This is a genomic window from Hamadaea flava (assembly GCF_024172085.1).
In the GTDB taxonomy this organism is placed as follows: Bacteria; Actinomycetota; Actinomycetes; order Mycobacteriales; family Micromonosporaceae; genus Hamadaea; species Hamadaea flava.
On the sequence record NZ_JAMZDZ010000001.1, the window covers coordinates 467,679 to 488,441 of the forward strand.

At 71.3% G+C, this 20,763-nt stretch carries 24 protein-coding genes and 1 riboswitch; of the genes, 6 read left to right on the forward strand and 18 right to left on the reverse strand.

Annotation, left to right across the window (positions count from 1 at the left end):
* Nucleotides 1-31: 31 nt before the first annotated feature.
* A riboswitch (FMN riboswitch) is annotated at nt 32-162 on the reverse strand.
* A gap of 44 nt (nt 163-206) precedes the next feature.
* From HDA40_RS02365 to HDA40_RS02390, 6 genes are all read right to left on the reverse strand, one after another.
* On the reverse strand, nt 207-827 hold the full coding sequence (locus HDA40_RS02365) for an RraA family protein (protein WP_253750936.1): 621 nt from the start codon (nt 825-827) through the stop codon (nt 207-209).
* 103 nt (nt 828-930) lie between these two features.
* The gene (locus tag HDA40_RS02370; RefSeq protein ID WP_253750939.1) at nt 931-2,085 is read right to left on the reverse strand and encodes an epoxide hydrolase family protein; all 1,155 of its coding nucleotides are present in this window, start codon (nt 2,083-2,085) and stop codon (nt 931-933) included.
* Between the two features lie 183 nt (nt 2,086-2,268).
* Nucleotides 2,269-3,885 (reverse strand): ABC transporter permease, encoded by a 1,617-nt coding sequence (locus HDA40_RS02375; RefSeq protein WP_253750942.1) that lies wholly within the window; start codon nt 3,883-3,885, stop codon nt 2,269-2,271.
* Nucleotides 3,882-4,826, reverse strand: a complete 945-nt coding sequence (locus tag HDA40_RS02380; RefSeq protein WP_253750945.1) for an ABC transporter ATP-binding protein — start codon at nt 4,824-4,826, stop codon at nt 3,882-3,884. The genes HDA40_RS02375 and HDA40_RS02380 overlap by 4 nt, the downstream gene beginning before the upstream one ends.
* 8 nt (nt 4,827-4,834) lie before the next feature.
* On the reverse strand, nt 4,835-5,485 hold the full coding sequence (locus HDA40_RS02385; RefSeq protein ID WP_253750948.1) for a TetR/AcrR family transcriptional regulator: 651 nt from the start codon (nt 5,483-5,485) through the stop codon (nt 4,835-4,837).
* Nucleotides 5,486-5,523: 38 nt separating this feature from the next.
* A complete protein-coding gene (locus HDA40_RS02390; protein ID WP_253750950.1) occupies nt 5,524-6,507 on the reverse strand; it encodes an MDR family NADP-dependent oxidoreductase in 984 nt (327 codons plus the stop codon).
* 96 nt (nt 6,508-6,603) lie between these two features.
* Between HDA40_RS02390 and HDA40_RS02395 the strand changes: the two genes are divergently transcribed.
* Complete coding sequence (locus HDA40_RS02395; protein WP_253750952.1) at nt 6,604-7,554, forward strand: LysR family transcriptional regulator; 951 nt, start codon at nt 6,604-6,606, stop codon at nt 7,552-7,554.
* Here the strand turns inward: HDA40_RS02395 and HDA40_RS41945 are convergent.
* Both HDA40_RS41945 and HDA40_RS41950 read right to left on the reverse strand, forming a co-directional pair.
* A complete protein-coding gene (locus tag HDA40_RS41945; RefSeq protein WP_253750954.1) occupies nt 7,548-8,057 on the reverse strand; it encodes a peptidoglycan-binding domain-containing protein in 510 nt (169 codons plus the stop codon). The genes HDA40_RS02395 and HDA40_RS41945 overlap by 7 nt on opposite strands.
* Before the next feature lie 141 nt (nt 8,058-8,198).
* On the reverse strand, nt 8,199-8,672 hold the full coding sequence (locus tag HDA40_RS41950) for an Lrp/AsnC family transcriptional regulator (RefSeq protein WP_253750957.1): 474 nt from the start codon (nt 8,670-8,672) through the stop codon (nt 8,199-8,201).
* A 78-nt stretch (nt 8,673-8,750) separates the two neighbouring features.
* Between HDA40_RS41950 and HDA40_RS02410 the strand changes: the two genes are divergently transcribed.
* The gene (locus HDA40_RS02410) at nt 8,751-10,040 is read left to right on the forward strand and encodes an APC family permease (RefSeq protein WP_253750960.1); all 1,290 of its coding nucleotides are present in this window, start codon (nt 8,751-8,753) and stop codon (nt 10,038-10,040) included.
* Here HDA40_RS02410 and HDA40_RS02415 read toward each other — a convergent pair.
* The gene (locus tag HDA40_RS02415) at nt 9,938-10,426 is read right to left on the reverse strand and encodes a hypothetical protein (protein ID WP_253750964.1); all 489 of its coding nucleotides are present in this window, start codon (nt 10,424-10,426) and stop codon (nt 9,938-9,940) included. The genes HDA40_RS02410 and HDA40_RS02415 overlap by 103 nt on opposite strands.
* A gap of 135 nt (nt 10,427-10,561) precedes the next feature.
* Nucleotides 10,562-10,972: a VOC family protein gene (locus HDA40_RS02420; protein ID WP_253750967.1), complete on the reverse strand. Its 411-nt coding sequence runs from the start codon at nt 10,970-10,972 to the stop codon at nt 10,562-10,564.
* Nucleotides 10,973-11,192: 220 nt separating this feature from the next.
* Between HDA40_RS02420 and HDA40_RS02425 the strand changes: the two genes are divergently transcribed.
* Both HDA40_RS02425 and HDA40_RS02430 read left to right on the forward strand, forming a co-directional pair.
* A complete protein-coding gene (locus HDA40_RS02425; RefSeq protein ID WP_253750970.1) occupies nt 11,193-12,041 on the forward strand; it encodes a class I SAM-dependent methyltransferase in 849 nt (282 codons plus the stop codon).
* Nucleotides 12,042-12,068: 27 nt separating this feature from the next.
* On the forward strand, nt 12,069-12,671 hold the full coding sequence (locus HDA40_RS02430; RefSeq protein WP_253750972.1) for a hypothetical protein: 603 nt from the start codon (nt 12,069-12,071) through the stop codon (nt 12,669-12,671).
* Here the strand turns inward: HDA40_RS02430 and HDA40_RS02435 are convergent.
* The 6 genes from HDA40_RS02435 to HDA40_RS02460 are packed head-to-tail and all read right to left on the reverse strand — an operon-like array spanning nt 12,653 to nt 16,889.
* Entirely contained in the window at nt 12,653-13,753 is a 1,101-nt protein-coding gene (locus tag HDA40_RS02435) for a 5'-3' exonuclease (protein ID WP_253750975.1), read from the reverse strand. The genes HDA40_RS02430 and HDA40_RS02435 overlap by 19 nt on opposite strands.
* Before the next feature lie 15 nt (nt 13,754-13,768).
* A complete protein-coding gene (locus tag HDA40_RS02440; protein ID WP_253750978.1) occupies nt 13,769-14,542 on the reverse strand; it encodes a nucleotidyltransferase domain-containing protein in 774 nt (257 codons plus the stop codon).
* Nucleotides 14,539-14,778, reverse strand: coding sequence for a hypothetical protein (locus HDA40_RS02445; protein WP_253750981.1), 240 nt, complete (start codon nt 14,776-14,778; stop codon nt 14,539-14,541). The genes HDA40_RS02440 and HDA40_RS02445 overlap by 4 nt, the downstream gene beginning before the upstream one ends.
* A 34-nt stretch (nt 14,779-14,812) precedes the next feature.
* Nucleotides 14,813-15,436 carry a hypothetical protein gene (locus HDA40_RS02450; protein WP_253763541.1) on the reverse strand — a complete coding sequence of 208 codons (624 nt, stop codon included), beginning with the start codon at nt 15,434-15,436 and terminating at the stop codon, nt 14,813-14,815.
* Nucleotides 15,436-16,299: an SDR family NAD(P)-dependent oxidoreductase gene (locus HDA40_RS02455; protein ID WP_253750983.1), complete on the reverse strand. Its 864-nt coding sequence runs from the start codon at nt 16,297-16,299 to the stop codon at nt 15,436-15,438. Before HDA40_RS02455 ends, HDA40_RS02450 begins: the two co-directional genes overlap by 1 nt.
* Nucleotides 16,296-16,889, reverse strand: coding sequence for a TetR/AcrR family transcriptional regulator (locus tag HDA40_RS02460; protein WP_253750986.1), 594 nt, complete (start codon nt 16,887-16,889; stop codon nt 16,296-16,298). The genes HDA40_RS02455 and HDA40_RS02460 overlap by 4 nt, the downstream gene beginning before the upstream one ends.
* An 87-nt stretch (nt 16,890-16,976) precedes the next feature.
* Between HDA40_RS02460 and HDA40_RS02465 the strand changes: the two genes are divergently transcribed.
* Nucleotides 16,977-17,693, forward strand: coding sequence for an SDR family oxidoreductase (locus HDA40_RS02465; RefSeq protein WP_253750989.1), 717 nt, complete (start codon nt 16,977-16,979; stop codon nt 17,691-17,693).
* 74 nt (nt 17,694-17,767) lie between these two features.
* On the opposite strand, the gene HDA40_RS02470 is transcribed toward HDA40_RS02465, so the two are convergent.
* Entirely contained in the window at nt 17,768-18,688 is a 921-nt protein-coding gene (locus HDA40_RS02470) for a proline dehydrogenase family protein (RefSeq protein WP_253750992.1), read from the reverse strand.
* 43 nt (nt 18,689-18,731) lie between these two features.
* Here HDA40_RS02470 and HDA40_RS02475 point away from each other — a divergent pair, with 43 nt between their 5' ends.
* Nucleotides 18,732-20,342, forward strand: a complete 1,611-nt coding sequence (locus HDA40_RS02475) for a helix-turn-helix domain-containing protein (RefSeq protein WP_253750995.1) — start codon at nt 18,732-18,734, stop codon at nt 20,340-20,342.
* Nucleotides 20,343-20,351: 9 nt separating this feature from the next.
* Here HDA40_RS02475 and HDA40_RS02480 read toward each other — a convergent pair whose 3' ends face one another.
* Entirely contained in the window at nt 20,352-20,717 is a 366-nt protein-coding gene (locus tag HDA40_RS02480) for a YybH family protein (protein ID WP_253750998.1), read from the reverse strand.
* Between the last annotated feature and the right edge of the window lie 46 nt (nt 20,718-20,763).

The window sequence follows — 20,763 nt, forward strand, 5'->3', positions numbered from 1 at the left end:
GGCGGCGTCAGCCCACGGCTGACCCCGTTCGTCGCGTGCTGCCTCCCATCCGGACTTTCACCGTCGGTCCCGGAGTTCCACCGGGTCCACCGGCCGCTGGCTGCGGTCGGGTCGCGGACTGTCACCGCCGGTTCGGACTTTCACCGACCCCGGAGCACGTCTGGCCGCAGTATCACACTTGACCGGCCCGCTCCCTAGGGTGCCGGTCACAGCGGCAGGTCGGCGCCCGCGTCGCGCAGGATGCCCGCGATCTTCGCGCGGTGCGCCGACTCCCACTCGTCCAGCGTCTCGGCCGCTTCCTTGGCCAGCTTGGCCTGCGCCTTCGCGGCGATCTCGGCCTGCCGGGCGGCGGGGACGACGACCACGCCCTCCTCGTCGGCCACCACCACGTCACCAGGGTGGACGGTCACGCCACCGCAGGTCACCGGGACGTTCAGCGGCTCGGGGCCGGCCTTCGAGCCGGGGATCGGGATGACACCCCGGGCGAAGACCGGGAAGCGGGCGTCGCGCACCTCGGCCAGATCGCGGATCAGTCCATCGAGGACGAAACCGGCGATCCCCCGGCGCTGGGCGACCGCACAGACGTTGCCGCCGGCGAGCGCGTAGTCCAGGTCGCCCGACTCCACGACGATCACCGAACCCGGCTCGGCCAGATGGATCGCCGCGTGCAGCATCAGGTTGTCGCCCGGCCGGCAGCGCACGGTGAACGCCGGCCCCGCGACGCGCGGCGTCGGCGACCACAACGGGCGGATGCCGATGTCCATCACCTGCGCCCGATCCAGCAGGTCGGCAAGGGTGGTCGTGGGGAGGTCAGCGAAGTCGGTCACGTCCCCATCTAACAGTACGAACGTACGGTATGCAAACGGGCCCGCTGGTCTCGGGCCCGTTTGCTCGCTTCGTGTCGGGCCCGCCTGCATCAGGCCCCGTGCCTCAGAGGCTCGCGAAGAACTCGCGCAGGTCCGTCACCAGGAGATCGGGATCAGTCGTGTACGCGAAATGCCCGCCCCGGTCGAACTCGGAGTAGCGCACGATGTTGTTCGACCGCCCGGCGAACGTCTGGATCGTGCGGAAGTCCTGCGGGAACACCGCGACCGCGGTCGGGATCTGGTTGGGCTCCTCGCGGTAGCCCGCGCCGCTCTGCGCATCCTCGTAGTAGTGCCGGGCGCTCGAGCCGCCGGTCCGGGTGAACCAGTAGATGCTCACGTGCGTCAGGTAGTTGTCGACGTCGAGGTACTCGGCGAAGTCGCCCCAGCCCGTCCAGAGTTCGGCGTTCCAGGCCAGCTGCCCGGCCGGCGAGTCGGTCAGCCCGTACGCCAACGTCAGCGGCCGCGTCTGCTGGATCTGCTGATAGCCCGCCTTGCTCTGGAAGTCGGCCGTGGTGCCGGACAGGCTCGCCTTGTCGGCGTCGGAGATCTTCTCGAACTCGGCCGGATCACCGGACGGGAAGGCGAAGATCTGCAACAGATGTACGCCGATCAACCCGGCCGGGGCCAGGATGCCCAGCTCGCGGCCGACCAGTGCGCCCGCGTCACCGCCGGCGGCGCCCCACCGCTCGTAGCCGAGCCGCGCCATCAGGGTCGCGAACGCCCGCGCCATCCGGGCACTGTCCCAGCCCTGCTCGGTCGGCGGCCCGGAGAATCCGTAGCCGGGCAACGACGGCGCGATGACGTGGAACGCCTGGGCCGGGTCGCCGCCGTGCGACCGCGGATCGGTCAGCGGGCCGATCACCTTCAGGAACTCCACGATGGACCCCGGCCAGCCGTGCAGGAGCAACAACGGCGTCGCGTCCGGCTCGGCCGAGCGTACGTGCAGGAAGTGGATGTTCTGCCCGTCGATGGTCGTGGTGAACTGCGGAATCTCGTTGAGCCGGGCCTCGGCGGCCCGCCAGTCGTAGCCGTCGCGCCAGCGCTCGGCCAGCCGGCGTACGACCGCCGTCGGCATCCCGTACGTCGTGCCGCTGCCAGGCACATCGTCCGGCCAGCGGGTCGCCGCGAGCCGGGTAGCCAAGTCGTCGAGGTCGGCCTGCGGAACGTCGATCCGGAACGGCACGATCTCCGACTGCACAGTCTCGGTCATCTCAGTCATGACCCCGACGTTACGGGGGCTTTAGGACGAGATCATTCCTAATGCGCCAACGCACGAGACGGATCCTCGCCCGCCGAGCCGGACCCCGCCGCGGCCGCCCTTCGATGAAGATCGTCGGCTGCCGACGATCACCACCGGCCGCCGAGCGCGAAGCACCCCGGAGACCTGAGGAAGGCGGCGGGCTCAGGAAGAAAGGTCCCGCCGCCGGAACAATGCCAGCCCGCCAACGGTCAGCACGATCGCGACCACGAGCAGCGCCGCGAGCGGACCGACCGCGGGATCGGCGACCGGGACGGCCGGCACGTGGCTGAACGGCGAGATGTCCCGGGCGGCCTGCGGCAGGCCGAACAGGTCGCCGAGCATGCCGAAGACGATGCTCACGACCAGCCCGGTCCAGGCGAGTGCGACGCTGATCCGGGGCAGCGCACCGAAGGCGAGCACGACGAAGCCCGCCACGGTCAGCGCGGCCGGGAGCTGGACCAGCGCCGCGCCGACCAAGGTGCCGACGCTGGTCTGCCCACCGGTCGAGAGGTCGCCGAGCCCCATGGCCAGTCCTGACGCCGCGAGCAGCAGCACCGCGCCGCCGACCGCGATGGTCAGGTGCGAGGCGACCCACTGGACTCGGCCGGTCGCGGTGGCCAGGGCCGCCTCGGCCGTGCCGGCCGTCTCCTCGCTGCGCAGCCGCAGCAGGACCTGGACCGCGAATCCGGCGGCGAGTACGCCGAAGATCGCCATCATGGCCGCGTAGAAGACGTCCACGAGGCCGCCGGACGCTCCCCCGGCCAGCTGGCCCATGAGGTCGGCGACTCCCTTGTTCTCCTCGAACGCGTCGTTCACCGTGTTGCCCAGCGTGCCGATGCCGTAGCCGAACACGGCACCGCCGATCACCCAGCCGATCACGGTGCCACGCTGCAATCGCCAGGCCAGGCCGGTCGGGCTGAGCAGCGAGCGGGAAGCGGCCGGCGGGCCGAGCCGGGCGGGCACCAGGCCCGCGCCGAGGTCGCGGCGGTTGACCAGGGCGTACGCCCCGGCGGCACAGGCAAGGGTGAAGAGCAGCGGGATGATCAGCGCCCACCAGCGTTCGTCGCCGTAGGGGCGTACCTGTTCGCCCCAGCCGAGCGGGGACATCCAGGCCACCCAGGTGCTCGTGACACGGATGCCGTCCGGTCCGATCTCGCCGAGGGCGTCGCCGACCCCCCGCACGAAGTACGCCACGCCGATGGTGAGGGCCGCGAACCCGTTGGCGGCGCGGGCGGTGCTGAACACTTGAGCGGCCAGTGCCGCGATCCCGGCGAAGGACATCCCGGTGAGCACGCTGGCCGCACCCCAGGCGACCGAGCCGGCGGCGGGCAGGCCCGCGCCGAGCAGTGCCAGGGTCAGGAATAGTCCCATGAGGACATTCGCGATCAGGGCGTGGGTCAGCGCCGCCACCAGGCCGGCGTGCCGGCCGACCGCGGCCGACCCGATCAGCTCCGACCGGCCGGTCTCCTCGTTCTGCCGGGTATGCCGGACGACGAGGAAGGTGCTCATCAGCGCCACCAGGACCAGCAGCGACGCATAGTTGCGGAAGTTGACGAGCGCGCCCTGCGTGACGCCGACCGGGACGCCCCGCATCAGCAGCACGGCCGGGCTCGTAACGGCGCCCTTGAGCGCGGTCGCCGCATCCGCCTCCGTCGGGAACTCGTCCTTGACCGCGGCGGCGCCCGCGTACAGGAGCAGCATCGCGCCGGCGATCCAGATCGGCAGCTGAATCCGGTCGCGCCGCAGGGCGAGCCGGGTCAGCCGGAGTGCGCCCTTCATCGCGACACCCCGGTTCCGGCGGTGGCGGCAGCGGGCCGGTTGTAGTGACGCAGGAACAACTCCTCCAGCGTCGGCGGCTGGCTGACCAGCCCGCGTACGCCGGCCTCGGCGAGCAGCCGCAGCGCCTGCTCCAGGACGGCGTTGTCGACGGCGAAGCTCACCGTCGAGCCGGCCGTGCCGTCCTGTACGCGCAGGTCGTGCACGCCCGGCAGCGCGGCCAGCCCGTTGACCGTTCCGGCCAGCTCGGCTCGGATCGTCGTACGCGTCAGGTGCCGCAGGTCGGCGAGCGTACCGGTCTCGACCGCCTTGCCGTCGCGGATGATGGTGAGCCGGTCGCAGAGCGCTTCCACCTCGGACAGGATGTGGCTCGACAGCAGGACGGTACGCCCACCGCGCTGCACCTCGGCCCGGACGACCTCGCGGAAGACCTCTTCCATCAGGGGGTCGAGACCGGACGTCGGCTCGTCCAGGATGAGCAGTTCGACGTCGGAGGCGAGCGCGGCGACGAGGGCCACCTTCTGCCGGTTGCCCTTGGAGTAGGTGCGGGCCTTCTTGCGGGGGTCGAGGTCGAACGCGGTGAGCAGTTCGTCCCGGCGCTGCTTGTTCAGCCCGCCGCGCAGGTCGCCGAGCAGGTCGATGACCTCGCCGCCGGACAGGTTGGGCCACAGCGTCACATCGCCGGGCACGTACGCGAGCCGCCGGTGCAGTTCGGTGGCCTGCGCCCACGGATCGCCGCCGAGCAGCCGGGCCGTGCCGCCGTCGGATCGCAGCAGGCCGAGCAGGACGCGGATGGTGGTGGTCTTCCCGGCGCCGTTCGGGCCGAGGAAGCCGTGCACCTCACCGGTGCGGACGGCCAGGTCGAGGCCGTCCAGCGCACGGGTGCGCCCGAACGACTTCACCAGGCTCTCCACCTGAATCGCGTGCGTGATCGCGTCGGACATGGTGGTCGTCACTCCTTCGAGGAGGCTTCTTGAGGGGGTTCGGTGAGCAGACGATCCATCGCCGTATGCAGGTAGCCGGCCTGCTCGGGCGACAGCATGGCGTTGGCGGCGACGTCGATGAGGGCGCGGTTGATCCGCACGTAGCCCTCCGTGCTGGACAGATCGACGCCGAGCACCCGGGACAGCTGGTCGGAGAGCAGGAAGACGCCGAGTTGCATCGCGCAGATGACGGCTCCGTACGCCCGCGGGTCCTGGGTCTGTACCCCGGTCTTGACGGTCCACTCCTCGCCGAGGTCGACCATCTGATCGAACATCGCGGAGGCCGCCGGTGAACCATCCTTTATGGACTGCACCAGGTAGCGCTGCAACAGCCTCATCTCCGGGCTGTGGCTGACGAGGAAGCCGGGGTCGGCCAGCTTGCCGCCGAAGACCTCCTCGCGGAACTGGTCGGTGCGCGCCTTGGCGTACTCGTCGCAGGTGTCGCGCAGCGCCTCCTTGGAGCCGAAGTGGTGCCGCAGCAGGCCGGAGGACACCCCGGCCTCCTGCGCGATGTCTCGGACGGACGCCCCGGCGATCCCCCGGTCGGCGAACAGCCGGATGGCCGCGTCCCGGATGCGGGCACGGGCGGTCAGGTCGTCGGGCGCTCGTTCGCTACACACACGTATAGCGTACTACACGCTCGTGTAGTCGCCAAGAGTCATACCCTGACCAGCATCTTTCCGACGTTGTCACCGCGCAGCACGGCTAGGAACGCCTCGACCGTGCGCTCGACGCCGTCGAAGATCGTCTCGTCGGAGACCGCCCGCCCCGCCTGGATCTCCGGGACGATCAGCGCCTCCAGCTCGTCGCGCAGGTCCAGGTTGTGCCGGACGAGGAAGCCCTCCAGCCGCAGCTGCTTGCCGACGATGTCGTAGAGGTTGTAGGGCGCGGGCGGCGGGTTGTCCGGGTCGTTGTACTGGGCGACCGCGCCGCACCAGGCGATCCGCCCCCGCTCGCGCAGCACGTCGATCGCGGCCGCGAGATGGTCGCCGCCCACGTTGTCGAGATAGACGTCGATGCCGTCCGGTGCGGCGGCCCGAAGCCCGCTCAGCACCCCGTCGTGGTAATCGAACGCGGCGTCGAAGCCCACGTGGTCGGTCAGGTGCCGGGCCTTCGCCGGCGAACCCGTGCTGCCGATCACTCGCCGCGCGCCCAACAGCCGCGCGATCCGCCCGGCCGCCGTTCCCACTCCCCCGGCCGCCGCGGAGACGAACAGCGTCTCACCCGCCCTCAGCTCCGCGGTCCGCTTCAGGCCCACATAGGCGCTCAGTCCCGTGCCACCCAGAATCCCCAGATACGCCGAAAGGGGCACCCGATCCGGGACAGTGAGCACGCGCACCTCCTCGTATCGCACGAGCGCGTGCGATCGCAGCCCGTGACGATGGGCCACGACGTCGCCGACCGCCAACGACGGCGTACGCGACTCGACGACCCGGCCGACGGCTCGTCCCTCCAGCGGCGCGTGCAGGTCGTTGTCCGCCATCGCCTCCCGCATGTAGGGATCGACCGACAGGTACGCGTTCGCCACGAGCGCCTGCCCCTCGGCCGGGCTTGGCAGCGGCTCCTCGACGAAGGCGAAGTCGGCGGGCGTGGGCAGGCCCTGCGGGCGGCGTACCTGATGCACGGTGAGCGATGTCGTCATGCGACCAACGCTAGGCAGCGACAACGGGTGTGAGCAGGGGCATTCACGCATGCCTACGGCGGCTTCCATGAAGGCCGCTCATGTACCTTCGGCCTCATGCCCGCTGCCGCCCCTGACGGCAAAGCCGACCCTGCCGCCGATCTCGCCCCGAACGAGCTGCGCGTCCTCGTCGCCGTCGACGCCGCCGGAGGCTTCACCGCCGCCGCGGCCCAGCTCGGCCTCACCCAGTCGGCCGTATCGCACGCCGTCCGGGCCTGCGAACGCAAGATCGGCGTCGTCCTGTTCGACCGCGGGCGGCACGGCGCCCGGCCCACCCCGGCGGGCGTACGCGCGGTGGCGCACGCTCGCCGCATCCTGCGGCTGCTGGAGACTCTGGGCGCGGAGGCGCGTGGCGCGGCGGCCGGCAGTGTCGAGGGGCCGCTGCGGATCGCCGCGTTCCGCAGTGCGGCCGCGCATCTACTCCCCGCCGTGCTGGCCCGGTTGACCGTCCGGCTCCCCGGCGTACGCCCGGAGGTGGCGATCGTCCGGGAAGTCGGCCGGGGCACCGCCGGTGAGGTCGCCGACGGCCGGGCCGACATCGGCATCGCGACCCTCGGCGGCAGCCAGGCGATCCCCGCCGGCCTGCTGTCGGGACGGCTCTTCGAGGACCCGTACGCGCTGGCGTACCCGTCAGGCCACCGGGAGCCGCGCGGCCTGCCGCTGATCGACTGGGACGAGAACTGCGGCTCCTACACGCGCGAGTGGTGGTCGGCGCAGGAGTGGCTGCCGCGCGCGACGATCACCGCGCAGGACGACAGCGTGGTGCTGTCGATGGTCGCGCAGGGCATGGGCATGGCGGTGGCCCCGCAGCTCAGCCTGCTGGGCGCGCCGCCCGGACTGGCGATCGAGGACCTGGGCGAGAGCCGGCCTCGGCGGGAGATCGGCTACGTGACGACCCCCGCGATGGCCCGGTCGCTGGCGGTCCGCACCTTCATCCGGGAGTTGCGGTCGACGGCGAGGCTGCCCACCGCATCCGGTGAGCAGCCTCGGGCACGGTCGGATCAGTAGGGGACGTCCAGCCATTCCCACCCGGGCCAGATGCTCGGGTTCGACGTGTGGACGCAGAACGTCTGCTCGGTGGCCACGTGCTTCATCTTCTTGCGGGTGTTCGGCCCGGCCCAGCCATCGACGACCAGGCCCGCACCCTCGTAGGTGTTGAGGTAGGACTGGACGTTCTTGACGGCCTGCCGCGTGTTCGGGCCGTACTCGCCGTCGATGCTGATGCCCTGGCCGTAGCAGAACACCAGGTCCCATTGGATCTGCTTGATCGCCCGCCGCTGTCCGGCGGAGCCGTTCTCGTTGAGATAGTTCATGTCGCAGCTGACGGTGTAGCTGCCGCTGCTGTTGACGTACGTCTCGTACCGGGAGAGCCCGGCCGCGTCGTCGCTGACACCGCTGACGTTGTTGCAGTACGGCAGGGCGGCGCTGGCCGGGCTGGCGGTGAGGACGACGCCGCCGCCGGTGGCGGCGATCATCGTGACGACCGCGAGGACTCGTTTGAGGGTGTTCACTGCACACTCCTTGGACCGGGGACACGACGCGTCAAGCGACAGTTCTGCATGCATCACTGCGCTGACCGAGTCATCGTCCCGGCCCCCGGCGGGCCTGCGAAACGCTGTTTCGGTTCCCGCCGAACATGTACAAAAAGTGATTCAGCGCTCGGCCGCGCGCTCCGGCAGCATCGTCGGAACCGGGTTGCTGACCTGCTGGAAGATCACCGACGTCCGGAACCCCGCGATCTCCCGCCGCTTGCTCAACCGGTCGAGCAGGAAGGCGTGCAAGGCGTCCAGATCCGACACGCCGACGTGCAGGAGGAAGTCGTCGCCGCCGGCGAGGACGAAGACGCTGAGCACCTCGGGCATCTTCGCGGCCGATGCCTTGAACGAGTCGATCACGGCTCGGCTCAGCGGGCGTACCTGAACCGAGACCATGGCCTGCACGCCGCGGTTGAGTGCGACGGGATCGATCTCGGCGTGATAGCCGCGGATGACACCCCGGCGGGTCAGCGCGCGTACGCGCTCCAGACAGGTCGACGGGGCGATGCCGAGCCGCCGGGCGAGTTCCCGGTTGGACAGCCGCGCATCTGACTGCAGGAGGCGGATGATCGCCGAATCAAGTTCGTCCACGACCGTATTCTGCGCTCGATTCCAGCCATTCGTTCGGCCGGGAGTCGGCTAGGCCGAACACTTGCCTAGCGTCGAACCGTGACGAAGACACGACTGGGAGTCTGGGCCGGTACCGCCATGGTGCTCGGCGGCGTACTCGGGCCGGGCATGCTCGTGCTCCCGCATCTGGCGGCGACGGCGGCGGGACCGGGCGCGATCGTGGCTTGGGCGGGCCTCGTCGTGGTCAGCGTCCCGGTCGCGATCACGTTCGCCCGGCTGGGGGCAAGGCTGCCGGGTGGCGGTGGGGTGGCGCACTACGCCGGGGCGGCGTTCGGGCGCTGGGCGTACGCCCTGGTCGGCTGGTGGTTCTTCGCGGCGGTGCCGATCGGGACGCTGGCCGGCGCGCTCGCGGGCGGACTCTACGCCGCTACCGCGTTCGGCTGGCCCGGGCCGGCCACCACGGTGATCGCCGCCCTGGTCTTGACGGCGGCGTTCGCGGCCAACGCGGCCGGCCTGCGGATCGGCGCCAAAGTGCAGGTCGGCCTGCTCGCGCTGCTACTCGTGGTGCTGATCGGCGCCATCGTCGCCAGTACGCCCGCCGTCCAGGCCGCGTACTTCGAGCCGTTCCTCCCCCGCGGGCTCGGCGGCGTCGGCCGGGCGGTCGGAGTACTGATGTTCGCGTTCGTCGGCTGGGAGGCCGCGAGCCACCTGTCGGCGGAGTTCTCGGGAAAGCGGCTGCTGACCGCGACCAGCCTGACCCTGGCCGTGATGGCGGTCGTCTATCTCGGCGTCGCGGTGACCGCCGCGGGCTCCGGCGCGGCAGCCTCCCCGGTGCCGCTGACGACGATGCTGAGCACCGGCATCGGGCGCACCGCCGCGCCCGTCACCGGAGTCGCCGCCCTCGTGCTTACCTTCGGCGCGGTCAACACCTACCTCGCCGGAGCAAGCCGACTAGGTGCCGCGCTCGCCGAGCAGCGCCTGCTGCCCCATCGGCTGGCTCGGCCCGGACGTAGCCTGCTCGTCATGGCCGCCGCCATCACCGTCGCCGGAGTCGTCACGGCCGGCCGTCCGCTCGACCTCGATCCGCTGCTGCGGGCCACGTCCGCGTGCCTGGCGACAGTGATGGCGCTCGGCACCGCCGCCGCCGTCCGGCTGCTGCGCGGACCCGGCCGGGCGACCGCGATCGCCGCGACCGCGCTGACTTCACTCACGCTCGCGCTGTGCGGGGCGTACCTGGTCGTCCCGGCCGCGATCGCGATCTTCGGCGGAGCCGTCCGCGCCGGATTTCAGAAGCGACTCCATTCCCGACCGGGCACCACGTCCCACGGAACGTCCGCCGGCTCGGCGAGAAACACCGGCCGGCTGACCACGAAGTCCCCGGCCCGCTGAGCCCGCAGAATCAATCCCAGCTCGAACAGCTCCGGATCGGCGGTGTGGGAGTACCGCAGGGTGAGGTCGTGCTGCTCCCGATAGCCGAACGCCCACTGCTCAAGCTGCGACGGCACTCGCCCGACCAGACGTTCACCGTCGAGCGTGATCTGCGGGCCGGTCAAGCCGTCCACCGCGACGCAGACGAGCGCATCGTCGGCGCAGTAAACGGTGAGGCCGCGCTCATCCAGCTCGCCGAACCTTCGAACGTTCGGGTCGCGGCCCGGGGAAAGCACGCGAATGACCTCGGCGCACGTCATCCCAAACCGCAGCGGCCCAACACCGGCAAGCGGCTCAAACTCCCACTGTTCCCGGTCATCGTCCGAGAAGACTCGCCAGATGTCCATGCGCGGCATTCTCCGCACGTCGCTCGATGGCTGGATGACCAGGGTGCGGACTTGATCTAGGCGGGAAACGGCTGCCTGAGCAACCGTTTCCCGCCTAGATCATCCCTGCGTGACGCAACGGCCAGCGCGACGGCGCTACTGCGGGTGGACGATGTCGATCATCCACGGTACGCCGAACTGGTCGACGCAGCTTCCGTACTCGTCGCCCCACATCTGCTTCTCGAGCGCCATCGTGACGGTGCCCTTGGCGGCCAGCTTGTCCCAGTAGCCGCGCAGCGCGTCGGCGTCCTCGCCGCTGATGCTGATCGAGATGTTCTGGCCGGGCTGGTGCTCCATGCCGGGCGGCAGGTCGGAGGCCATGATCGTGAACCCGGCCGGGGTCTCCAGCAGGGCGTGCATGATCTGGTCCTTGGTCGCCGCGTCGTCCGAGCCGAACTCGCCGAACGTGGTGAGCTTCAGGTCGCCGCCGAGTACCTCCTGGTAGAACTCCATGGCCTCCTTGCAGGAGCCGGGGAAGTTCAGGTACGGGTTCAGGCGCGTGCTCATGGATCCTCCTTGATCGCTGATCACCGTCACAGGGGCGCTGTCCGCGGAGAGCTGACCCCCGGGATAGCCGTCCCGTGGAGAGCTGTCCCCGGAGAGCTGTCTCATGGAGAGCTGTCGCCCCTGAGCCTAGGGCGATGTCCCGGGGCCGACCGGCGCTTCAGCCGAACGAGTACGGCGAATTCGTTTGTGCCGGCCTCGCCGGCATGCGATCTTTCGCAGCGTGAGCAACCCCGCAGACGCCGGCTACGCCGACAGCATCGCCATCAACCGCGCCAACTGGGACGAACGCGCCCCGGCCCACGCTCAGTCGCCCGGGTACAACGTCGCCGACTTCGCCGCCGATCCGGCGTACCTGTCCGAGGTCGTCCGGTTCGACACCCCCCGGCTCGGTGACATCGCCGGTCTTCGTGGCGTACACCTGCAGTGTCACATCGGCACCGACACCGTCTCCCTCGCCCGGCTCGGCGCGCGGATGACCGGCCTCGACTTCTCGCCCTCCGCGCTGGTGGAGGCCCGCGCGCTCGCCAAGGCCGCCGGCGTCGAGGTCGACTTCGTCGAATCCGACGTGTACGCCGCCGCCGACGTCCTCCCGGCGGGCGAGTTCGACCTGGTCTTCACCGGGATCGGAGCCCTGTGCTGGCTGCCGGACGTACGCCGCTGGGCGGCGGTGGTGGCGCGGCTGCTCAAGCCGGGCGGGCGGCTGTTCCTCCGGGAGGGGCATCCGATGCTCTGGGCGCTCAACGAGCACACCACCGACGGCATCAAGGTCACGTATCCGTACTTCGAGACGGCGGAACCGCTGGTCTTCGACGAGCCGGGCACCTATGTGGAGACCGAGACGCAGTTCGAGCACAACGTCAGCCACAGCTGGAACCACGGGCTCGGGGAGATCGTGTCCGCGCTGCTCGCCGAGGGGATGCGGCTGACGATGCTCGAGGAGCACGACAGCGTGCCGTGGAAGGCGCTGCTCGAAGGCATGGTGGAGGACGAGCACGGTGAATGGCGGCTGGCCGAGCACCGTGAGCGGGTGCCGATGAGCTACACGCTGCAGGCGGTACGCGAGCGGTAGGGCGCCGGAGCAGTAAAATCATTCGCGATGAATGATCCGACCACCGAGGGATACGCCGCCACCCCGGCCGAGATCGAGGGGATGCTGCGCAACCTCTGCGCGTACGCCTTGAGCGAGCCCGATCCGATGCAACGGTATGTCGAACTGACTCACCAGCAGGTGCTGTTCCAGGGCATGGTCGAGGCGATCCGCCGCGAACGGGGCCGGGCGCTGGCGGATCTGCTGGTGGCCGGGATGCCGGCGGCCCAGGTCGCGGCGAAGACGAACCTGGCGACCGAGCCGAAGGTACGCAAGCTGGTCAGCTCGGCCGGTGAGGCGGAACGGGTCAAGGCGGCGGCCCGCCCGGCGAAGGCCACCAAGGCGGCTAAAGCAGCCAAGGCGGCCAAGGCGGCCCCTGCGAAGAAGGAACCGGAGCCGTTGCCGCCGCACTTGGCCGCGCCCAGTGGGAAACGCGTACTGACGCCGGCCGACCTCGAGGCGTTGGGGCTCAGCCCGAAGAAGCGCGCCGCCAAGAAGGCGACACCCGCGAAGCAGGCGGCCACCACGGCAGCCGGCACGGAGTCGGCGGCGGGCAAAGGTTCGGCGGTGGGCAAGGCTGTGCAGCCGAAGGGTCAGAAGAGCGCGAGCTGACCGGGGATCGGATCACGCCGGTTGCGCCTGCGCCACTGATTCGGCACGTACGCAGTGCCGGCCGGGTCGGTGCCGTTCGGGTCGGCGCGCCCGGTCAACGCCCACAGCGACGGCCCGAGCGAGATCCCGTGGCCGGACAGTGCCCGGCGCATCACCGCCAGGTCGAGCGGCAGCCGGATGCCGTCGAGCGCCGGGATCGTCAGATCGTGCCGCATCGCCATGATCCGCCGGTTCCGGTCGACGACCTCGCGGGCTTCGGGCGTACCGAAGTGGGTGGCGGCGCGGTCGCCGACGGCGCTGCGGACGGATTCGGCCTGGCCGTCGTCCCACGCTGACCAGGCCGCGTCGACGCTGCCGAACGCGGCGAGCAGCCGGGCCGCGGTCGCCGATCCGAAGCCGCGTACGCCGTGCAGGTTGTCGGAGGGGTCGCCGCGCAGCGCCGCGTAGTCCCGATACTGGCCGGGCGTCACGCCGTACACGTCGGCGAGGGATTCCGGCGTCACCACGACCGCCTCGTCGAATCCGCCGTTGCGGATGCGCAGCACCGACGTCGTGGGGTCGATCAGGGCGAACGCGTCCCGATCGCTGGTGACGAGGATCGACCGCCAGCCGTCGCAGCGAGCCCGCTCGGCCGAGCTGGCGAGCACGTCGTCCGCCTCGTACGCAGTCGGCGTGACCACGCAGAGGCCGGCTGCTCGCAACAGCTCGGGCGCGGTCGCCAGCTGGTCGGTCAGGTCGGCGGGTTTGTCCGGCCGCTGCGCCTTGTAACCGGGGTACGCCACCCGCCGGGCGGATTCGTCGGGGCAGTCGAACCCGACGACCACCGCGTGGGGCCGGATCTTCGCGGCGGCGCGGGCGATCGACAGCATGAGCCCGTGCAACGCCCAGACCGGGCGGTCCGCGTTGTCGACGAGCTTGCCGATGGGCGCCGCGTGGTACGCCCGGTGCAGCAGGCTGTTGCCGTCGACCGCCAGCAGCACCGGCCGCCGCTCGGCCGGTATCCCGGTGACAGCTGTTCCGGCGGCCGGCTTCGCGGAGGCAGACGTCCCCGAGGCGCGTGGCGGCGGGGACGGCGGGGGCACCCGCTCAGAGTAGCGTCAGGGTCCGATCTCGATGCCGAGCTCCCGGCGCAGGTGTTTGCGCAGGGCCTGCTCCATGGCGTCGGGCCAGGTCGCCCCGGTCCGCTCCGCCAGCTCCCGGGCGACCGGGAGGAACAGCCGTGAGCAGGCCAGATGCGCCGACACCACCGAGGTGCGGGTCGCCTCGATCGACGGCAGCGCGGCGTACGCGGCGAGCCGGTCGGCGGGCAGGATTCCCTTCAGGCGAAGCGCACCGGCCCGCTCCGCGCCTTGGAGGACCGCGTCCTCCAGCATCACTTGCAAGATCAACGTACGCAGCAGCCCCGAGCCGGACGCGCCGACGGCGTACTCGCCGCGGCCGAGGACCACGGGCAACAGTCCGAGCACCCGCAGGAACTCCCGGATCAGGTGCTCGACCCGGGCCGGGTCCGGCGACGGCGGCTCGTCGGCGGGCACTGCCAGCTCCCCGAACAGCGGGCGCAGCTGGCCGCGTACGCGGTCGGGGGTGGTGATGGTGACGTCGAAGCGTAGCCAGTCAGCCGTCACGTGGGTGACGACCGTCGTCGTCGCGTCGGCCATCCGCTGACGGTGCACGACGGTCGCCACCTTGTCGGCGACGGCGTCCCAGTCCGCCGCGTACGCCTTCGGATCGTCCGTCGCGACGACGAGGTCGACGTCGCTGAACTGGTCCGCCGCGCCCCGGCCGAGACTGCCGCCGAGCCAGGCGGCTTGGACCCGTCGATCGGCGCGCAGCTGGGCGGTCAGCCGATCGATCAACTCGTCCGGGGTCACCGGATCCTCCTTCGGTTGCGCGGCCCGCTGCCCGGACCCCGGTAGAGGCTCAGGAAGTACACGCCGGCGCCGAAGACGGTGAACCCGAGGAACGCCGCCAGCCAAGCCGTGCGCGCGTTGCGGGTGAGCAGCGGATTCTGCAGCATGTCGTCGAGCATCCACGCCCAGAACACGATCAGCGGGGCGATGAGGAGGAACACCAGGACGCTCTGCACCAGGGGACCGAGCCGGATCACGCCGACCAATCTACGTCGCCGGTCTACGTCGCGATCACGCCGGAGCCGGTGCGAGACCGAACCACGCCGCGACCTGCGCGACAAGATCATCCTCCGATGCCGTGCCGTCCACCTCCAGCACCCGCAGCCCGAGATCGGCGGCTTCGGCCCGGACTCGATCGGTGAACATCGCGTCGCGGGCGAGCAGGTTCGCCAACGCCGTCGCCGGGTCACTCGTGCGGCCCGCGATGTTCCACAACGAACCCCGGCCCTCGAACGCCGCCCGCCGGAACTCCGGGGTCGGCAGCAGCCAGACCGCGTGGCGTGGACTCGCCAACTGCGGCCGGACCAGGTGCGGCAACAGGCGGAAACCCTCTGCGACGACGCCCGCGTCCCCGTCGGCCCGGAGGTCGTCGACGATCAGGCCGAACGCCTCACCGCGATACCAGTGGAAGGTGTCGAGCATGGTCTCCGGCGACCGCAGCAGCCACCGCTGGTCCATGTCCATCGCCAGGAACCGCGCCAGTTCCGGGCTGTCGGCCGGCGTACTGCGGCGGGCGTGGTCGGCCATCACGTCGTCGGTGGCGTACAGCCGCAGACCCTGGGCGGCGGCCAGCCGTCGGGCGACGGTCGACTTGCCGCCGCCGCTCCCGCCGCCGATCCAGTAGACGTGCTCCATCACTCCGGGTCAGCTGCCTCGGCTTCAGCTGCCTCGACGTCAGCTGCCTCGATGTCGGCACAGCCGGTCAGCTCCAGGCTGCGGCGCCACAGCTCCGCGCGGGCAGCCAAGTCGTACGCCTGGCTGTCGGCGCGTTCCTCCCGCATGCGGTCGTAGAAGCGCCCAGTGACCCCGTCCAGGTCGCCGTTGACCGCCAGCCGCCGCACGGATTCCACCCCGACCTCGAGGGCGTCGACGGAGCGGCCGATCGACTTGAGCACCATCTTGGTCGGCATGTAGGTGCCCGGGTGCAGGCTGTTGACGGTCACCTCCGTGGCGGGCAGCCGCTCGGCCAGCTCAAACCCGGCGATGATCTGCGCGAGCTTGCTCTGGGCGTACGCCCGCATGCCGTCGTAGCCGTGCTCCAGCATCAGGTCGTCGAAGTCGAGCGGGTACTGCCCGAGCGAGGCGACGTTGACGATCCGCGCCGGCGCGGCGGCCCGCAGCAGCGGCAGCAGGTCCAGCGACAACGCGAACCCGGCCAGATAGTTCACGGCGAACCGCAGCTCGTGGCCGTCGGCGCTGACTCGCCGGTCCACCCCGTCGGGCTCACCGCCGCCGATGCCCGCGTTGCTCACGAAGACGTCCAGCCGGTCGGCCACTTCCCCGACCTGGGCAGCGAGACGGCGTACCTGCTGGAGATCGGCGAGATCGGCCACGACGGATCGTGGACGCTTGCCGCGCTCGGCGACCTCGGCGGCGACCTGGTCGAGCCGGGTGGTGTCGCGGCCGTGCAGGATCAGGTCGTGGCCGTCGGCCGCGAGCCGGTACGCGAGCGCGCGGCCCAGGCCGTCGGTGGCGCCGGTGATGAAGATGGTGCTCATCGGTGAGTGACTCCCGGGTTCGCGAGGGTGTGGACGAGTTCGTCGACCAGCTCGGCGCCGAACCGCCGATCGGTGGCGAGTAGGCGATACCAGAGCAGGCCGAAGACCAGGTCGAGGACCGTCTCCGGGGACAGGCCGGGCGGCAGGTCGCCCCGGTCCTGGGCCCGGTCGACGAGCTGCCGGAGCGCGGCCCGGCGATGACTGAGGAACTCGGCCCGGAAGCGCTCGCCGAAGGCCGGATTGACCTGCGCCTCCGCCATCAGCGCCCGCAACGTGCCGGCGATACGCGGCTGCCCGCCGAGCTGGAACGTCGCCGTGAGGAAGGCCCGCAGGTCGGCGGGGTAGCTGCCCTCGTCCGGAATCGGGATGTGCAGCTCGGCCTTGGTGGTCAGGGCGTCGAGCAGCACGTCCGCTTTGGACGGCCACCAGCGGTAGATGGTCTGCTTGCCCGCGCCCGACCGGGCGGCGATGCCCTCGATGGTGAGCCCCGCGTAGCCGACTTCGGCCAGCAGGTCGAGGGCCGCCGCCAGGATCGCGAGGCGGCTGGCTTCGCTGCGCGGGCGTCCGGGGCGAGCGGGTTGGCGTTCCACGATCACGATGCTAGCGTAAAACGAGACGAGACGTCACGGTTCGAAATTCCGGCCCGGCTCAGTCTCGCTATCGCAAGGGAGATCCACATGAGTGACCTCACCGCTCTGGTCGTCGGGGGAACGTCGGGCATCGGCCTGGCCACCGCCCGCCAACTGGCCGCCCGTGGCGCGCGTACGCACATCGCCGGGCGCAGCCGGGACCGGCTGGACGCCGTGGCCTCCACCGACCCCGGGCTGATCGGGCACCAGGTCGACGGCGCCGATCGGGACGGCATCGCCGCCGTCGCCGCGTCGATCGGGCGCATCGACGCGCTCGTGCTCGCCCTCAGCAGCACCCTCGGCGCCGGTCCGCTCGCCGACCTGGATCTGGGCGTACTCCGGACGGCGTTCGACGGGAAGTTCTGGGCCCACCTCACCACGGTGCAGACGACGTTGCCATATCTGGCGGCGGACGCGTCGATCACCTTCGTGAGCGCCATCAGTGCGCGTACGGGGCTCGCCGGGACGGCCGGGCTCGCCGCGATCAACGGGGCGATCGAGTCGATCGTGCCGCCGCTCGCGGTGGAACTCGCGCCGCGCCGGGTCAACGCGGTCTCCCCCGGGCTCGTCGACACCCCGTGGTGGGACGGGCTGCCCGCGGACGGACGGGCGGCGTACTTCGCCCAGGCCGCGGCGGCGCTGCCGGTACGCCACGTCGCCACCGCGGACGAGGTCGCCGAAGTGGTGGTGCTGGCCGCGACCAACCGCAACCTCACCGGGACCGTGCTGGAAGCCGACGGCGGGGCTCGACTGGCCGCGCTGTAAGCGCCGCTTGCTTGATCAGCGGAAGCTTGGCGGGGTCATGACACCGCGAACTTCCGCTGATCAAGACAGAACACTCAGGACCGCGAAACCAGCGCCCGCAGGAAGAACGTCAGGTTCGCCGGCCGCTCGGCGAGCCGCCGCATGAAGTAGCCGTAGTACTCGCCGCCGTAAGGCACGTACACCCGCATGGTGTACCCGGCGGCGGCGAGGCGCTCCTGCTCCGGAACCCGGATGCCGTAGAGCATCTGGTGCTCCCACGAGTCGGCCGAGCGCCCGTACTGGGCGGCCATGCGCTGGGCGGAGGAGATGATCGCCGGGTCGTGCGAGGCGACCATCGGGTAGCCCGGCCCGGCCATGAGGATGTCGAGGCAGCGCAGGTACGCGGCGTCGATCTCGGCCTTCTTCTGGTACGCCACCGTTTCCGGCTCCTTGTACGCGCCTTTGCAGAGGCGTACGCGAGAACCGGCAGCGGCCAGTTCGCGGCAGTCGGCCTCGGTCCGGTGCAATGCCGCCTGCACGACCGCGCCGACCCAGGGGAACTCCGTCCGCAGCTTGTGCAGGATGCGCAGAGTCGAGTCGGTGGTGGTGTGCGACTCCATGTCGAGGGTGACCGTCGTGCCGACGTCGGCCGCGGCGGTACAGATGCGCCGGGCGTTGGCGAGCGCGATCTCCTCACCGTCGCCGGGCAGCGCCTGGCCGACCGCGGACAGCTTCACGGAGACCTCGGCCGACGTCCCGTAGGACAGCCCGCCCAGCAACGCCAGGTACGCCTCCACGGTGGCGTCGGCCTGCGACCGGTCGAGGGTGTCCTCGCCGAGGTAGTCGAGCGTGACGGCCCGCCCGCTTCGGATGAGTTCGCCGGTGACGGCGAGGGCGTCGGTGGTGGCGGAGCCGGGGACGAACCGGTTGACCATCGCCCGGGTCGGGCGCAGACGCTCGACGACGCGGCGGGTGCGGCCGGAACGGGCGGCCGCGAGCAGCAGGGTACGCATCACGCTGATCACGCTAAGCCGCCGCGAGCCGCTACTGTTTGTGCTGATGGACAATGTACGCGCTGCCGAGTTGGAGCAGCGGACAACGCTTCGGGAGATGATCACCGCGTTGGGCGGGCATCTCGTCGATGTCGTGATCGCCCCGAAGGGCCTGGCGGTCGGCGTACGCGATGTCGTGGTGGCCGATCCGTACGACGACCCGGCGTTGCGGGAGGGCGACGTCGTGCTCGTCGTCGGTGCGCGCGGCGCGGACGCCCGGCCGCTGGTGGCGCACGCCGGGACCCGTGGCGCGGCTGCGGTCGTGGTCAAAGGCGGCGTGATCTTGAAGGAGGCGGCCCGGGACGCCGGCGTCGCGTTGCTGACCGTCGACGGCGACGCGCGCTGGGATCAGGTGCAGACGCTGCTGCGTTCCGGGCTGGCGACGGCCGAACCGGTCCCGCTGCCCAACGAGACGGGCGACCTCTTCGCGCTCGCGCAGACCATCGCCACGCTGACCGGCGGCAGCGTCAGCGTCGAGGACGTCGGCAGCCGCGTCCTGGCGTACTCGGCGGTCGCGGGCGAGGTCGACGACCTGAGGTTGCGGTCGATCCTCGGGCGACGCGGGCCGGAATCCTACCTGGCGTTGCTGCGCGAGTGGGGCGTCTACGACGAGCTGCGCCGACCGGATCACGTGGTGACCGTGCCCGACCATCCGGAGCTCGGCATCCGGCGGCGGCTGGCGATCGGCCTGCACGCGGGCGGGCGGCAACTGGGTTCGATCTGGGTCCAGGAGGGCGGCCGGCCGCTCGCCGAGGGAACGGCCGAGGTGCTGATCGGCGCGGCCCGGCTGGCCGCGCAGGACGTCGTCGCGCAGGCGCACGGCGCGACGAGCCGAGGCTTCCGGTCGCGGCTGCTCGCCGACGGGCTCACCGGGCGCGTGCCCGGCTCGCTGGTCGCCGCCGACCTCGGCCTGCCCGCCGGCCCGGCGCTGCTGGTCGCCTGCGACATCCGGGACCAGCCGGGCGACGGCGAACCGGCTGGGGCGGCACTGCGGCGGGCGCGCGCCGCCGAGATCATCGCGGTCCACGCGGCCGCGTTCCGGCGCAGCGCCGTCACCGCTCAGGTCGGCCCCAGGGTGTACGCGATGCTGCCCGGCCTCGACGTCGACCCCGCCGGCGCGCAGGCCCAGACCTGGGCGGCCGAGACGACCGAGGCGGTACGCCGGGAGTCGGGCTTCCCGGTCCGGGCCGCCATCGTCACCGCCGACACGGAAGCCTTGGAACAGGCCCGATCCGAGGCCGATCAAGTGCTCCGGGTGCTGCTGCGCTCCCCCGATCGCCCGGTCGGCACGATGGCCCAGGTACGCGCGGCGGTCCTCCTGCAGGAGGCGCTGGACGCCACCGCCGGACTGCGCCATCCGGGGCTGGACGCGCTCGCGGCGCACGACGCGGACCACCACGGCGAGCTGGCCACGACGCTGTGGTCCTATCTGGACGCATTCGGCGACGTCCCCGTGGTCGCCGCCCGGTTGCACGTCCATCCAAACACCGTGCGGCATCGCGTACGCCGGGCGGCGGAGATCGCCGGGCTGGAGCTGGCCGATCCCGAACAGCGGCTGCTCGCCGCCCTGCTGCTGCGGGGCAGCCGGCGCCGTCAGGCCGAGTCCGGCCAGCTGTAGGCGTACGGGTCAGCGCTGGACCGGGGTGAACTCCGGCCGGTCCAGCACCCGCAGCCAGCTGCCGTCCGGCTGACGGCGGGCGACCTGGGCCCGCGCTCCGGCCGCGTCCTTCGGCGGCGTCGCGGTCAACGCCAGGTCGCCGTGGATCAGCGTCGGCAGCGGCGTCTCCGGCTCGAACCGCGCCCCGCTCGCGAGCACCTTCTCCCACAGCGCCTGAATCGCGGCCCGGCCCACGGTCTGACCGCCCGGCGGGTACGCCAGCACGGCGTCCGGCTCGTACAGGGCGGCGACACCGGCCGCGTCCCCCGCGTTGGACCGTTCCACGAACAGCCGGGTGATGTCCTCCGGCGTCTGCGCCTTCTCGTACTGCGTCATCGCGCTCTCCTTCCCTTCACCTCCAGCGTCACGCGTACTGATCTAG

What these genes read in the sequence shown, in the direction of transcription:
- HDA40_RS02480 (WP_253750998.1), bottom strand. Translation starts at nt 20,717, where the DNA reads ATGACGCAGTACGAGAAGGCGCAGACGCCGGAGGACATCACCCGGCTG.
- HDA40_RS02450 (WP_253763541.1), bottom strand. Translation starts at nt 15,436, where the DNA reads ATGGAGCACGTCTACTGGATCGGCGGCGGGAGCGGCGGCGGCAAGTCG.
- HDA40_RS02455 (WP_253750983.1), bottom strand. Translation starts at nt 16,299, where the DNA reads ATGAGCACCATCTTCATCACCGGCGCCACCGACGGCCTGGGCCGCGCG.
- HDA40_RS02420 (WP_253750967.1), bottom strand. Translation starts at nt 10,972, where the DNA reads ATGAGCACGCGCCTGAACCCGTACCTGAACTTCCCCGGCTCCTGCAAG.
- HDA40_RS02375 (WP_253750942.1), bottom strand. Translation starts at nt 3,885, where the DNA reads ATGAAGGGCGCACTCCGGCTGACCCGGCTCGCCCTGCGGCGCGACCGG.
- HDA40_RS02430 (WP_253750972.1), top strand. Translation starts at nt 12,069, where the DNA reads ATGAATGATCCGACCACCGAGGGATACGCCGCCACCCCGGCCGAGATC.
- HDA40_RS02465 (WP_253750989.1), top strand. Translation starts at nt 16,977, where the DNA reads ATGAGTGACCTCACCGCTCTGGTCGTCGGGGGAACGTCGGGCATCGGC.
- HDA40_RS02395 (WP_253750952.1), top strand. Translation starts at nt 6,604, where the DNA reads ATGCCCGCTGCCGCCCCTGACGGCAAAGCCGACCCTGCCGCCGATCTC.
- HDA40_RS02415 (WP_253750964.1), bottom strand. Translation starts at nt 10,426, where the DNA reads ATGGACATCTGGCGAGTCTTCTCGGACGATGACCGGGAACAGTGGGAG.
- HDA40_RS02380 (WP_253750945.1), bottom strand. Translation starts at nt 4,826, where the DNA reads ATGTCCGACGCGATCACGCACGCGATTCAGGTGGAGAGCCTGGTGAAG.
- HDA40_RS02390 (WP_253750950.1), bottom strand. Translation starts at nt 6,507, where the DNA reads ATGACGACATCGCTCACCGTGCATCAGGTACGCCGCCCGCAGGGCCTG.
- HDA40_RS02475 (WP_253750995.1), top strand. Translation starts at nt 18,732, where the DNA reads ATGGACAATGTACGCGCTGCCGAGTTGGAGCAGCGGACAACGCTTCGG.
- HDA40_RS02370 (WP_253750939.1), bottom strand. Translation starts at nt 2,085, where the DNA reads ATGACTGAGATGACCGAGACTGTGCAGTCGGAGATCGTGCCGTTCCGG.